The 14,043-nt window shown below is 69.7% G+C and carries 8 protein-coding genes and 2 tRNA genes; 1 reads left to right on the top strand and 9 read right to left on the bottom strand.

Annotation, left to right across the window (positions count from 1 at the left end; genetic code table 11):
* Positions 1-12: 12 nt before the first annotated feature.
* From ACAZ03_RS15795 to ACAZ03_RS15760, 8 genes are all read right to left on the bottom strand, one after another.
* A complete protein-coding gene (locus ACAZ03_RS15795; protein WP_373355072.1) occupies positions 13-2,289 on the bottom strand; it encodes a cellulose biosynthesis cyclic di-GMP-binding regulatory protein BcsB in 2,277 nt (758 codons plus the stop codon).
* Entirely contained in the window at positions 2,286-4,670 is a 2,385-nt protein-coding gene (gene bcsA, locus ACAZ03_RS15790; RefSeq protein ID WP_373355071.1) for a UDP-forming cellulose synthase catalytic subunit, read from the bottom strand. Before bcsA ends, ACAZ03_RS15795 begins: the two co-directional genes overlap by 4 nt.
* 4 nt (positions 4,671-4,674) lie before the next feature.
* Positions 4,675-5,409 (bottom strand): hypothetical protein, encoded by a 735-nt coding sequence (locus ACAZ03_RS15785; protein ID WP_373355070.1) that lies wholly within the window; start codon positions 5,407-5,409, stop codon positions 4,675-4,677.
* Between the two features lie 815 nt (positions 5,410-6,224).
* Positions 6,225-6,301, bottom strand: a tRNA-Arg gene (locus ACAZ03_RS15780).
* Positions 6,302-6,379: 78 nt separating this feature from the next.
* Positions 6,380-7,777 (bottom strand): sensor histidine kinase, encoded by a 1,398-nt coding sequence (locus ACAZ03_RS15775; RefSeq protein WP_373355069.1) that lies wholly within the window; start codon positions 7,775-7,777, stop codon positions 6,380-6,382.
* Between the two features lie 12 nt (positions 7,778-7,789).
* Positions 7,790-9,184: an NAD(P)/FAD-dependent oxidoreductase gene (locus ACAZ03_RS15770; protein ID WP_373355068.1), complete on the bottom strand. Its 1,395-nt coding sequence runs from the start codon at positions 9,182-9,184 to the stop codon at positions 7,790-7,792.
* Positions 9,172-9,906 (bottom strand): TVP38/TMEM64 family protein, encoded by a 735-nt coding sequence (locus ACAZ03_RS15765; protein WP_373355067.1) that lies wholly within the window; start codon positions 9,904-9,906, stop codon positions 9,172-9,174. Before ACAZ03_RS15765 ends, ACAZ03_RS15770 begins: the two co-directional genes overlap by 13 nt.
* 35 nt (positions 9,907-9,941) lie before the next feature.
* The gene (locus tag ACAZ03_RS15760; RefSeq protein WP_373355066.1) at positions 9,942-11,351 is read right to left on the bottom strand and encodes an FAD-binding oxidoreductase; all 1,410 of its coding nucleotides are present in this window, start codon (positions 11,349-11,351) and stop codon (positions 9,942-9,944) included.
* A 94-nt stretch (positions 11,352-11,445) separates the two neighbouring features.
* Between ACAZ03_RS15760 and ACAZ03_RS15755 the strand changes: the two genes are divergently transcribed.
* Positions 11,446-11,522: transfer RNA gene (locus tag ACAZ03_RS15755), tRNA-Met, on the top strand.
* A 391-nt stretch (positions 11,523-11,913) separates the two neighbouring features.
* Here ACAZ03_RS15755 and uvrC read toward each other — a convergent pair.
* Positions 11,914-13,794, bottom strand: a complete 1,881-nt coding sequence (gene uvrC, locus ACAZ03_RS15750; protein WP_373355065.1) for an excinuclease ABC subunit UvrC — start codon at positions 13,792-13,794, stop codon at positions 11,914-11,916.
* Positions 13,795-14,043 lie beyond the last annotated feature (249 nt).

Genomic DNA, 14,043 nt, shown 5'->3' with positions numbered 1-14,043 from the left:
CGGCAGTCCGGCTCATCGCTTGTTGCGTCCTCTCGTCCTCACGACAAAGGACAGCCCAAGCAATACCGACATCACCACCAGCCCCGCAAGGATCGCCACGAAAAGCGCCGGAGACCATGATGCGTAATTGCCCGCGACGGTCCGGAAGTTGGCCAGCGACAGGGGTTCCTGCAGGCGCGGGGGCTGCGTCGCGGCGCGCCAGCTTTCCCAGGCGCCGCCATCGGTGAGCACGGCCGCGGCGCCGCTCGGCCCGTAGGGGTCGAAGCGCGCATCCGACAGGGCCGCCGCGATGTCGCGCGGGGTGATGCCCGGGGCGAGGACCAGCGTCATCGACAAGGGGTCTGCGGGGTCGTCGAGATAGAGAAGCGCGGCGCCCTGCCGTTCGGCGAGCCAGGTCTCGAGCGGCGGATCGCCCGGCATCGCGAATTCGATGACCCAGGCGCCGATCCTGTCGAAGGCGCGGCGGATCCGCGACCCGGCGCCGGCGGCCGGCTCGGCTGCGGCGGGCGCCGCCGTGCCGATCGGCGCCAGCAGCTGCTCCACCACCCCGCGCGTCACGCCGATGCGCGACAGCGTCGCCCGTTCCATCTCGGCCAGCCCGGTGATCGTGAGCGTGCCGCCGGCGGAGCCCTCGAGTGGCTGGAACCCGGCCTGCACGGCCGCGACGGTGCGGCCGGAGAGGCCGCGCGCATCGATGCCCGGCGGCGTCTGCACCGCCTCAGGCGTCAGATGGCGCAGCGCATCGGTGATGGTCGGGTAATCCATCGCCGGCGAGGGCGGCACGCTCAGCGCTGTCGAGCTGTCGATCTGCACATAGGGCCCGTTCAGCCGGGCGCAGGGCAGATCGGGCGGATCGCCGGGGACGATGGCCTCGAAACTCAGCTCGTTGGCGCCGGCATGGAGCAGCCGCGCCGGTAGGCCGACCGGCAGCCGCGGCAGGGCCTCGCCGCCCTGGCCGAAGAGCGGCAGGAGCCGGACGGTCGTGTCATTGACCTTCACCAGCATCAGCGAGCCCTCGGGCAGGCCCTCGGCATAGCTGTAGCTGAGGTCGATCTCGGCCTTCTGCGAGGCGCTGAGCAGCCAGTCCTCGGGCAGCGTGAAGCGGATGTCGGCCCGCGCGTAGCGGCTTTCGAAGGCGACGGTGCCGGCCTCCATTCCCTCGATGCTGAGCGGCTCGCCCGGCGTCATATGCGGCAGGTCGCTTGCGGGCACGGGCTGGGGCAGCCAGGCATCGAGCCGCCCGGGCTCGAACGGCCCGCCGAGGACGAGCACCATCGCGCCGTCGCCGCCGCGCCGCAGCTCCTCGACCGGCGCCTCGCCACCGATGAGCGCGATACGGGCGAGCTCTGGCTGGGAACCGGAGGTGGCGGCGGAATAGGGCGAGCGCACGGTGATCGTCGGCGCGGCGCCGGGGATCAGCGCGCGGAGCCGCTGGCCGAGTTCGGACAGAAGCTCGGGCGCCACCGGGCCGGCGCTTTCGACGGTCACCCCGCCGCCGGAGACGATCTGCGCCGCCAGCGCCTCGCGGATGCCCTGCGGGCTGGCGGAAAAGGCGGTGCGCGGCACGATGAGGCCGCTCTGGCCGAGGTCGATCTCCGTCCAGATCTGGAAGCTGGCCTCGGGGCCGCAGAAGATCCGGTGGGTATGGGTCGCCTGGACGATCAGCTCGTTCTCGCCGGGCTGCAGCGCATCGGTCGGCAGGGTCATGACCTCGAAGCCCTCGAAGGCATCGGGCACGCGCTCGGCGATCTCCACCCCGTTGAGGAGGATGGTGAGGCTCGACTGCTCGGGCAGAAGGTTGACGGAGGAGCGGACGGCGAGCCTGAGCTCGCTGGCCTGGCCCGGATCGTCGATCACGACCGTCATCCGGGCGCTGCCGCCTTCGCCCGAGATCCGCAGGATCTGCGAGAAGGGGCGCGTCGTGAAGGGCAGGAGGATCGGCGCGGCCTCAACGGTGTCCACCGGCGCGGGCGGGGCCTCGGCGCCCGGCGCCGGGGCGCGGCCGTAATCGGGCAGGCTGGCGGGGCTCCGGGGGGCGCCCTCGGCGCTATCCTCGTCCTCGCTCTCCTGCGGTGCGGGGTCGCTGTCGGGTGCCGCGTCCGCCGCCGGCGGCTCTGCAGGTTCGGGATCGGCGGTCTGATCGCCTTGCCCGCTCTGGCCGGGCATGGCGTTCAGCATCGGCGTGAGGTCGATGACCCCTTCGCCGCTGAGCTGCTGGGCGGTCGCGAAACCGCCGGCCCCGAGAAGGCCGGCGGTCAGGGCCAGGATATGAACCCAGCGGTGGCTCAAGCTGCCTGTTCCTGCAGCTTGGCGATATTGGCATTCGCCCGCGCCAGCATCCGTTCGCGTTCCTCGATGTCGACGCCGAAGGCGAGCAGATGCGCTTCCTTGGCGGGATCGCGCTCTTCGGGCGCCATGCGGCGGCGCATGGGTTCGCGGATCAGCGCGCCGAGAAGCTTGGGGAAGCCGTTGAGGAAGAGGTAGAGGGCATAGCCGAGCCCCGGGATCAGGCCGATGCGGCCCTGGCTGCTGTAGCGGACGCGCCGCCAGTTCTCGCTGTCACCGAAGATGAGCTGGGCCACGGCGACTTGGGCCTTCGTCGGCTGGTCGGCATTGATGACCGAGCCCACCTGCATCCCGTCCGGGCGCTGGTGCAGGCAGATCGCCGTCATGGCGATGTCGGCTTCCAGATGCGGGGCATCCTCGAACATCGGGCGGATCATGTATTCCATGCCGTTGCGGCGCTTGGGGCCGGTGCCGTCCTCGAGCGGCTCGGTGACCATGACGCGCATGCCCGAGGTCGAGGCGTCGAGGATGCGGGCCTCGATGCGCCGCTCGGGCGCCTCGGCGAGCCAGACCTCGGCCGGCACGTCCATCGTGACGCGGGGCGCGGCGCGGCGCTGCTTGCGCTCGGCCACGGCCCGCCAGGCGATGGAGACGAGCAGGAAGTTGAACACCGCCCAGCCGCCGACGACGGCCAGCACCGACCGGTCGCCGGGGAAGGCGATCCAGCGCATCACCAGCGCGACGACGCCGGAAGCCATGAGCCCCCAGAGGATCGTCAGCGGCCAGTGGGCGGGCGAGATGAAGTCGTTCTGCAGCGTCTCGTCCTTGGCGGTCACGTTGAACTTGGCGCCGCGGGGCTTGATGACCGTCTTGACGATGGCCATGGCCAGATAGGGCGTCTGCGCGATCTCGTAGATCTCCGAAATCAGCGGCCAGCGAAAGCGCGAATAGATGGCGTTCTGCACCATGAAGGAGACGGCGACATAGCCGAGCATGTAGGCCATGGCCTCGCCGAAGGTGGCGACCAGGATCTCGGCGCCGAAGTAGAGATAGGCCAGCGGCGCGCAGAGGAAGATCAGCCGGATGATCGGGAAGAGCCAGATCGACATGGAGTTCAGGTAGCAAAGGCGCTGCGCCATGGTCAGGCCGCGGCGGAACATCGGGTTCTTGAGCAGGAGGATCTGCATCATCCCGGTCGCCCAGCGGCCGCGCTGCTGGATGAAGGACGAGAAGGTCTCCGGCTGCAGGCCGGCGATCATGGCGCGGTTCAGATACATCGAGCGCCAGCCGGTGGCATGGATGTCGAGCGCCGTCTCGGCGTCTTCGGTGATCGTCTCGCCCGAGAAGCCGCCGACCGAGTCGAGCGCCGAGCGGCGGAGCACCGCGGCCGAGCCGCAGAAGAAGGCGCCGTCCCAGCGGTCGAGACCGCGGTGGATGTAGGAATAGAACATCTCGTTTTCCGGCGGGCATTTCTCGGAGAGCTGCAGGTTCCGCTGGATCGGGTCCTTGTTGATGAAGAAGTGCGGCGTCTGGCAGAGGAAGAGCTTGGGATCCTCGACGAAATAGCCGACCGTCCGCGCCAGGAAGTCGCGGGTCGGCACGTGGTCGGCGTCGAAGACCACGACCAGCTCGCCGTCGAGATTGGCCAGCGCGGCGGACATGTTGCCGGCTTTGGCGTGCTCGTTCTTGGCGCGGGTCGAGTAGCGGATGCCGAGCTCCTCGCAGAGCTGCTTCAGCTCGGCGCGCCGGGCCCGGGCGGCCATGGCCTTGGTCTTGTCCTTGTCGTTGCAGCGCTGGTCGGTGCCGCCGTCGTCGCACAGCACGACCGTCAGCTTGTCATGCGGATAGATCATGTTCTTGCACGCCGAGAGCGTGATGCGCAGCATGTCCGTCGGCTCGTTGTAGGAGGGCACGAGCACGTTCACCGTCGGCAGGCGCTCCGGCGCCACCGTCTTGGGGAAGGGCCGGCGGGTCGGGTCGGAGGTGATGAAGGAGCTGAGGAAGAAGATGCAGAAGCCGTAGACCTCCGCCAGCAGAAGCGTGCAGGCGGCGATGAACGACAGGGTCAGCCCCGGCTCCGGCATCGTCTCGACGACCCGCCACAGGGCGTAGCGCATGACGATGACGCTGGCCGTGGCCATCAGGAAGAAGCGCGGCACCAGCATCCGCGCGAAGGGCTTCAAGAGCGCCACGAGGATCACGGCGACGATGGAGAGGAAGGCCTGCCCGCCGACGGAGGTGGGCACGCTGACGAGGGTCACGATGGGCAGCAGCAGCAGGATCCAGAGCCAGAGGTCCGGATTGAACCAGCGCCGTTTGGGCCGCTCCCCCCGGGAGGGGGCGGCGGTGACGGTGCCTTGGGGAGACTGCAGGGCTGCAAGCATTGCTTTACTCGTTCAACAGGGGGGCGGCGAGCGGAGATAGCATCCGGTTGCCGCCTTCCACGGGGCCGATGCCCGCCACGGCGGAAACGCCGATCTGGGCATCGGTGATGGGGCGGAGGGCCTCTTCCACGGAACCGCGGACGCAGTTGCGGATGAGGACCTCGAGGATGGAGGTGTTGCGGGGCAGGAGCCGGCCGGCATTGTCGATCCGGCGGAAGGCGAGCACGCAGTTGGTGTCGCCGCTGGCCTGGTTCGTCAGGTAGAAGTAGCGGCCGAGCGTGTCGTCGCCGTAGTTCAGGTTCTCGTCGCTAACCCGCGTGAAGGGCGTCGGCACCTGGCCGACGCGCCCGAGGAAGTCGACGAGCCGGAAGCTGCCGGCCGGATAGCCGCTCGGCACCCGGGCGCGCAGCCACATGAAGTTGTCGCCGGGCAGCGTGGTGTTGTTCGTCAGCGCGATCTTCTGTTCGAATTCGCTGCCGAGGTTCCGGTCGAGCGCGATGATGCGGCCGGCGGGGGCGACCCAGGCGGTGCTCATGGCGATGTTGCGGAACTGGGCGGTCTTCTCGAGCACCGCGAGGCTGTAGTTGCCGACCGTGGGCGCGGCGCCGCAACCGGCGACGACGATGCCGAGGCCGAGCGCAAGGGCGCGGCGATGCTGCCGGGCGGCGCGCAGGAGGCGCGTCAGGCCGCGCGCGGCGGGCTCATGGGTCTGGCCGAAATGTGTCGTGCGGGTGCTCATGCCGCTGGTCCTTTTTCTGGGCCGTTGCCAAGAGATTGCCCGCAGACTTGGGGCAAAACGGCTCGGGAACGGGGCATTTTCAAGACGATACAAATTTTATCGATCATCGTGCGGGGTCGGGGCGGCGCTCCGCGCGGAGCGCCGATTCCCGGCGGTTGGAGGGGCCGGCAAGGGCGGGCCAACCGGGGTGGCGGGGCCGGGGCGAGGAGGGCATCGGGGCCAGGGCGGAGGTGGGCAGGGCAGGCGCCGGCACGCGCGGGCGCGCGGCGCCGGGCAGGACGGTCCCGGATATGCCGCAAGGGAAGCTCCGCCGGGGCGCTCGGAGCGGCCGAATATAATTTTAATAAAAACAGGGACTTCTGCGTTTGGGGCGGTCGGGTGCGGGATAACAGGCCCGTCGCTGCCGCATCTCCGTCGCTGTCAGCGAACCGGCTCACTTGATACTCGTCCTTCTGCCCGCCACTCCCAGCGGGCGACGCCGAGCCCGTGCACGGGCCGACGGCATCGAAAGGTAAATATACCCTTACCGCCGCTCAAGCTCTGATCACTGCGATCCTAGCTATCGAGCCGTCCGAGGCAGCACCTTTTGTCTACAATTCGAAATCAATTGGACGAAATTGCCACAGTTGGCTCGGGCTCCTCAACGTCATCCTGCCTCGCCCCGGCGTCGCGACTCCGCCCACCGCCTCGCCCCGCGCCGACGGCGCCGAGTCACCAGCTCGGCCGCCGGGCCGACAGGCCGCAATCAGCGGCCCGGCCGAGCATCGGTGCGAACCGGCGGTGCCGGCACGACAGGGTCTGGACGAAGGAGGAAGTGGCGCGCTGGGGAGGATTCGAACCCCCGACCCCTTGATTCGTAGTCAAGTACTCTATCCAACTGAGCTACCAGCGCGCGGGGTGCCCGGCATGTAACGGGGCGGGAGGGGCATTGCAAGGGGCAAAGCCCCCGGCCTCCCAGCCAGCTCCCGCCCTATTCCGCCGCCTGCAGCACCGCTTCCGCTTTCGGCAGGCAGATGGCGAATTCCGTGCCCCGATCGTCCGACCGGCGCAGGTCCAGCCGGCCGCCATGGCCGCGCACCAGCTCGGCCGCGATGGCGAGGCCAAGCCCGGAGCCGCCCTTCTTCACCGCGCCCTGGAAGGGCTGGAACAGGTGCTCGCGCGCCTTGGGCGGCAGGCCCGGCCCCGTATCGGTGACCGAAATCCACCAGGAATCCTCGTCCTCCCAGGCGCGCACGCAGATCTCGCCGGGCTTGCCGGTGGCGACGATCGCCTGGCGGGCATTGCGCACGAGGTTCGAGATCACGCGGTAGATCTGCTCGGAATCGGCGCGGAGCGTCAGCCCGGCCGGCACGTCCTCTCCGAACGAGAGGTCGTCCGCCCCCGCAGCCAGCCGCTCGGCATCGATGACATCGCCGATTAGCCCGGCGATCTGCACGCGCGCCAGCGTCGGCGGCGGTTCCTCCGCCCGGCCGAAGGCCAGCGTGCTCTCGGCCAGCGAGATGGCGCGGGAGATCGAGCCGAGCAGCTTGGGGATCAGCCGCTTGACCATCGGGTCGTCGGAGCCCTCGATCCGGTCGGCGAAGAGCTGGGCGGAGGTTAGGATGTTCCGCAGATCGTGGCTCACCCGCGCCACGGCGCCGCCGAGCTGGGCCAGCCGCTCCTTCTGGCGGAGCGCGCCGGTGAGCTGGGTCTGCATCGTCCGCAAAGCCTCCTCCGCCTCGCGGAGCTCGGTGACCCGGGCGGCGGGGGTGATGATCGAGCGGGCGTCCTCCGGGGCGGCCGCATAGCTCTGCATATGCCGCACCACCCCGGCGATGGGCCGCAGGAGCAGGGCGCGGACGGCAAGGAACAGCAGCGCCGCCGTCAGGATCGAGATCACGGCGGAGAGGACGAGCACGCGCAGCCCGTATTCGTACATCGCGGCCCGGAGCGGCCCCGTGGCCATCGTCACCTCGATCAGCAGCCCGCCATCCTGCACCGGATGGCCGATGACGCGGATGATCCGGTCCTCGGGGTCGATGAGCACGGCGAGCGCATCAATGATGAGCATCGGCGCGCTGGAACTGCGCATGTCGAACGTGGCGAAGATCGGCTGGGGGATCGGCGAGGAGAGCGCGAGCTGCCGTACCTCGTCGCGGCGGAGGACAACGTTGAAGACGTCGGCATTCTCGAGGAGCTCGGCTTCGAGCTCCGGCGTCACCATGTCGTCCGACAGGAGGGCCAGCGAGGCGATCTGCGCGCGGGCCAGCCGTTCGGTCAGGTAATCCTCACGGAACCGCGCGACGGAGGGCACGAAGATCAGCACCTCCGCCAGCATCACGAAGATGATTGTCAGGACGAGAAACCGGCCCGACAATGTCTTGAGCATGACGCCCTCCCGTCAGGGCAGAAGGCGCTGCACAGCGCCGACGGCCCGTTTCACCAGATCACTCTCGAACAATCTGGGGCTAAAATAGCTCCCGGCCACGGATTTGTGAATTTCCGAGCGCGTGGGGTAAGGGGCGACCATGCCGGCGATGGCCGAAAGCTTGAGTTTCTGCCCGAGCGCGAGCTGCCAATAGCCGATCTGGTCGCCGGCGCCGGGCCCGACGATGCCGGCGCCGACGGGCCGGCCCCTGGCCACCATCAGCTTGATGAGCCCGCCCGTGTCGCGCTCCGCCTGCGCCCTGTCGTTGCGGGCGAAGGGCAGGGTGAGGATTGTGAGCCGGCTGCCATGGACCTCCCGCGCCTCCGCCTCGGTCAGGCCGACATGGGCAAGCTCGGGGGCGGTGAAGGTGGCGCGGGGGATGGGGGCGGTCGCTTTCGAGGGCAGGCCGAAGGCGATGCGGCGAAGGGCCACACCGCCGTGATAGCCGGCCAGATGGGTGAACTGCCCGCGGCCCGCCACGTCGCCGATGGCGAAGAGCCCGCGGTGGGTGACGGAACGGAGGCTGTCATCCACGGTGATGCCGGCGTTGGAGACCTCGACGCCGGCCTTCTCGAGATCGAGCGAGGCGAGGTTCGGCGTGCGGCCGGTGGCGATGAGCAGGTCGCTGCCGGTATAGCTGCCGCCATCCGTCTCCAGCGTGATACCCTCGCCGCTCTTGCTGACCCTCGTGGCCCGCGCGCCCTCGACGATGGTCACCCCCTCGGCGCGGAGCGCGTCTGTCACGACGGTGGCAAGCTCCGGCTCCTCCTTCGCGAGGGCCTTGCCGGTGGTGATGACCGTCACCTCGGAGCCGAGGCGCCGGTGCGCCTGCGCCATCTCCATCCCGATCGGCCCGCCGCCGAGGATGAGGAGATGCCGGGGCAGCGGAGCGCCCGCCAGCCGCTCCTTCGCGAAGAGCGTCTCGTTGGTGAAATAGGGCACGTCGCCGAGCCCCTCGATGGGCGGCACCATCGGGGAGGAGCCGGTGGCGACGGCGAAGCGGCGGGCGCGGATCACCTGGCCGCCGGCCTCCACCTCCTCGCGGCTGAGGAAGCGGGCGCGGGCGCGGATGACGGTGACACCGAGCCCCTCGAAGCGCTCCTGGCTGTCATGCGGCGCGATGGCGGCGATGGCGGCGCTCGCGCGGGCGAGCGCGCCTTCATAGGTGACCTCCGCCCCCGCATGCCGCTCCGCCGCGGCCTTGATCAGCGCCTTCGAGGGCACGCAGCCGTAGTTGAGGCAATCGCCGCCCATCTCCCCCGCCTCGATCAGCACGACGCGCAGCCCCATCTGGGCGGCGCCGGAGGCGAGCGTCAGCCCGGCGGAACCGGCGCCGATGACGCAGAGATCGGGGGTCAGCGTGTCCATCTTGCGAGCAGGGCCTTTCGAAAGAGCGGCAGCGCCGCGAGGCAGGCGAGGCCGAGGATCGGCAGGAAGACGCGCGGCTCTCTCAGGAGCGAGAAATCCGGCCGCCCGCCTGTGGCGAAGACCTCGCCGAGCCCCGCGCCGACGGAGGTGTAGACCACCGCGCCGGGGATGATCCCCAGATAGGTCGTCACCGCGAAGATCGAAAGGGGCACGGCCAGAAGGGCCGGGATGAGGTTGGCGGCGAAGAAGGGCACGACGGGGATGAGGCGCATGAGGAACAGGACGGGCCAGCGGTTGGCGTCGATCCCCTCCTTGAGGCGCCGCGTGCGCTCGCCCGACTCCAGCCGCCGCGCCAGCCGCTCGCCCAGCCCCCAGCGGGCGGCGAGGAAGATGAGGCAGGCGCCGGTGCCGGCGGCGAGCACGTTGAAGAGCGCCCCGGGAAAGACCCCGAAAAGGAACCCGCCGGTCAGCGTGGCGACCGTTGCGCCGGGCAGCGACAGGGCGACGAGCACGGCATAGGTGGCCATGAAGAGGAGGGCGGCGGTCAGGTAATTGTCATCGCGATAGGCGAGAAGCGCCTCGCGGTTGCCGGCGAGCGTGTCGAAGCTCAGTGCCTCGCCGAGCGCCCAGGCGCCCCAGAGCGCCACGCCGCCGATGCCTGCGGGCAGGATGAGCCGCGCGCGGCTCTGCTGGTCGTCACTCGAAGGATCGCCACCTGCCATGCGACCACTCTGCCTGTGCGCGGCGGCGCCTGCAATCAGGGGAGCAGCTTGCCGCCGTTGAGGAGCCCCAGCGGGTCGAGCGCCGCCTTGATGCTGCGCATGACCTCGAGCGCCACGGGATCCTTCAGCGCCCGCATGGCGCCGAGCTTCGAGGTGCCGACGCCATGCTCGGCCGAGAAGCTGCCGCCCATCTCCACCGCCGTCTCGTCGACGAGGGCGCGAAGCGCGGCGGCATCGGCCATGCCGGCCTCGCCCGGATAGATCGTGTAATGGATATTGCCGTCGCCGAGATGGGCGACCACCATGTCCTCCGCCTTCGGCAGGCGCGCCTTCAGTCGGGCGCGCACCTCGGCGAGGAAAGGGGCGACGGCGGCGAGCGGCACGGCGATGTCGCAATCGACGAAGGGGGCCCTTGCGAAGGTCACCTCCGCCGCCGCCTCGCGCCTTGCCCACATCTCGTGGCGCTGGGCCTCCGAGGCGGCGATATGGGCGTCGAGCACCAGCCCCTCCTCCAGCGCCGCGGCGAGGAGCGCCTCCAGCGCCGCCGTCAGCGCTGGCTGGCCGTCCGGCCCCGGGGCGGCATCCTCGGCGGCGGGGGAGGCGATCTCGATCATCACATTGTGCTCCGCCGGGGCGGCGAAGGGCGGCCGGGCGCCCGGGTGGTGGGCGAGGTGGGCGGCGATGAACGCGGCGGGCATGTATTCGCAGGCCACCACCTTGCCGCCCGTCTCCTCCTGCAGGCGGTTGAGGAGCGTGAGGGCGGCTTGCAGCGAGGCGGTGGCGAGCATGGCCGTGGCGCGGATGCGCGGCGCCGGCTGGAGGCGGAGCACCGCCGCCGTCAGGAGCCCGAGCTGGCCCTCAGAGCCGATCATCAGATGGCGGAGGTTGAAGCCCGAATTGTCCTTGTGGAGCGAAGACATGAGGTTCAGGACCCGCCCGTCCGCCAGCACCGCCTCGAGCCCCAGCACGTTGTCGCGCATGTTGCCGAAGGCGAGCACGTTCGAGCCGCCGGCATTGGTGGCGAGCATCCCGCCGATCTGCGCCGAGCCCCGGGCGCCGAAGGTGAGCGGGAAGAGGAGGCCGGCCTCCTCGGTTTTCTCATGGAGCGCGGCGAGGACGACCCCCGCCTCGACCTCCGCCAGCCGCTCCTCCGCCGAGATGCGGCGGATGGCATCGAGGCGCTCGGTGGAGATCAGCACCTCGCCCGGCCCGGCCCGCGTGCCGCCGGTGAGCCCGGTATGGCCGGAGACGGGGACGACGGGCTGGCGGTGCTCGGTCGCGAGCGCGAGGAGCGCCGCGACCTCGGCGGTGGAGCCGGGCCGCAGGAGCGCGGCCGGCGCGCTGACATAGCCGCCGGTGGCGTCGCGCTGCCAGGGCGCGAGGGCGTCGCCGGTGAGGATATGGGCCCCGCCGATCCGGGCGGCGGCGGCATCGAGAAAGGTCATGCGTGTCTCCTCCTGCCTCCGTCTTGCCGGGAAAGGGCGGCTTTCGAAAGAGGGTTGCATGGGCAGGGGCGCTGCCGTAAGACGCGCGCGGTTCGGCGGTGTAGCTCAGTTGGTTAGAGCAACGGAATCATAATCCGTGTGTCCGGGGTTCGAGTCCCTGCACCGCTACCATTTCCCTCCTTCTATGACGGCAGCCCGGAGTGGCCCGGTGCCCCTTGCGGGGGGTGGCGGGCTGAAGCCCGCCCTACGGGGTTCGCCCCTTTCCGACGCCGGTGTGGTTTCCCCGCCCGGTACGCGCCGCAGGCGCAGGGCGAGCGCCGGCCCGTCCCGCGGGCTGGCGCTCTGTCGACGTCAGGCACTACGGCGAGCGAGGTCGGGGTTGCACCATAAAGCGCGCCGCATCACACGCAGGAGCGCCAACCCACGGGCCGGCACTCGCCCCGCGCGGCACCGGTGTGCGAGGGGTCGAGGGGGGCGCTGGGTTGGAAACCCACCCTACAGCGATTTTCGCGCGAAAATCGTGCACGGAATTCGCGCGAATTCCGTGGCCCCGAAGGCCCCCTCACCCCGCGTGGAAATGCGCGTAGATCTTCTCGGCCATCGCCTCCGAAATCCCGTCCACCGCCTTGAGGTCGGCCAACGCCGCGCCGCTCACCGCCTTGGCGGAGCCGAAATGGGCGAGGAGGGCGCGCTTGCGGGCGGCGCCGACGCCGGGGACCTCGTCCAGAGGGTTGGCCATCACCGCCTTGGCGCGCTTGGCGCGGTGGGTGCCGATGGCGAAACGGTGCGCCTCGTCGCGGAGCCGCTGCACGAAATAGAGCACCGGATCGCCCCGCCGGAGCGCCATCGGCCGCGTGCCGTGGCGGTGGAACTCCTCCTTGCCGAGATCGCGGTCGACGCCCTTGGCGACGCCGATCATCGCGATGTCCTCCACCCCGAGCTCGGCCATCACCTCGTGCACCGCGCTGACCTGCCCCTGACCACCGTCGATCAGCAGGAGGTCCGGCCAGGCGGCGCTCTCGCGGTTGGGGTCCTCCTTCAGGAGGCGCTGGAATCGGCGGGTCAGGACCTCCTTCATCATGCCGAAGTCGTCGCCGGGGGTCAGCGTTTCGTCCTTGATGTTGAACTTGCGGTACTGGCTCTTCTCGAACCCCTCGGGGCCGGCCACGATCATCGCGCCGATGGCGTTGGTGCCCATGATGTGGCTGTTGTCATAGACCTCGATCCGCCGCGGCGGCGCCTCGAGGCCGAAGGCCTCCGCCAGCCCGTCGAGGAGCCGCGCCTGGGTGGCGCTTTCGCTCATCTTCCGGGCCAGGCTCTCGCGGGCGTTCTGGGCGGCATGGCCGACCAGCTCGGCCTTCTCGCCGCGCTGGGGGACGGCGATCTCGACCTTCCTCCCCAGCTTCTCCGACAAAGCCTCGGCCATCAGCTGCGGGTCGTCGAGGCCGGTGTTCGTGAGGATCAGCCGCGGCGGCTCGTGGCTCTGGTAGAACTGGCCGAGGAAGGCCTGCATGATCTCGGAGGCATCCTCCTCGCCGTTGAGGCGCGGGTAGAAATCGCGGTTGCCCCAGTTCTGGTTGGCGCGGATGAAGAAGACCTGCACGCAGGCCTGCCCGCCATCGCGGTGCAGCGCCACGACATCCGCCTCCGTCACGCCGGCGGGGTTGATGCCCTGGTTCGTCTGCACCAGCGTCAGCGCCCGGATCCGGTCGCGGAGCGCGGCGGCGCGCTCGAATTCCATGGCGTCGGAGGCGGCCTGCATCTCGGTCGCGAGCTGCGCCTGCACGGCGGTGGACTTGCCGGTCAGGTAGCGCTCGGCATCCTTGACGCTCTCCATGTAATCCTCCTGCGAGATCAGCCCGACGCAGGGCGCCGAACAGCGGCGGATCTGGTGGAGGAGGCAGGGGCGCGTCCGGCTCTCGAAGGTGCTGTCGGAGCAGTTGCGGAGCAGGAACGCCTTTTGAAGCTGGTTGAGCACCCGGCGGACGGCGCCGGCCCCGGCGAAGGGGCCGTAGTAGTCGCCGCGCTCGCTCTTGGCGCCCCGGTGCAGCTTGATCTGCGGATAGCCGTGCTCGTGGCTGACGAGGATGTTGGGGAACGACTTGTCGTCGCGCAGGAGCACGTTGTAGCGCGGCTTGAGCTGCTTGATGAGGTTCTGCTCGAGCAGCAGCGCCTCCGTCTCTGTCCGGGTCGAGAGGAACATCATCGACGCGGTGTCGGCGATCATCCGGGCGATGCGCGGCGAATGCGGGCCGGAGCGGGCGTAGGAGCTGACGCGGGCCTTGAGGTTCTTCGCCTTGCCGACATAGAGCACCCGCGCCTCGGCATCGAGCATACGGTAGACGCCCGGGCCGGCGCCGAGCGTCTTCAGATAGGCGCCGATCACCGCGGGGCCGGTCTTGGCGGCCCGCTGGCTGGCGGGGATGTCGGGCTCGGTACTCATCGCGTGATTCCCCTCATGCGATTCCATTTAGGCGCGGAGGGCGCAAGGGAGAAGGCATCCACCGTTCCTGTGGATAATCCTGGGGGGAATTCCACGCGGCGCGGGATTTTCCCTTGCCTTCATGGCACTTCCTCGCATTGCTCAAAAAAACGTCACCGCGGCAAGTCATTGTATCTATGTCGGAAAAAACTTTCCAAGTTCTAAAACGCTGGAATCGTTAAGGATTTGTAAACGCTCGGTGACGGGTCT

The organism is Pseudoroseicyclus sp. CXY001, assembly GCF_041714655.1.
In the GTDB taxonomy this organism is placed as follows: Bacteria; Pseudomonadota; Alphaproteobacteria; order Rhodobacterales; family Rhodobacteraceae; genus Pseudoroseicyclus_A.
This window is presented reverse-complemented; position numbering and strand designations above follow the sequence as displayed.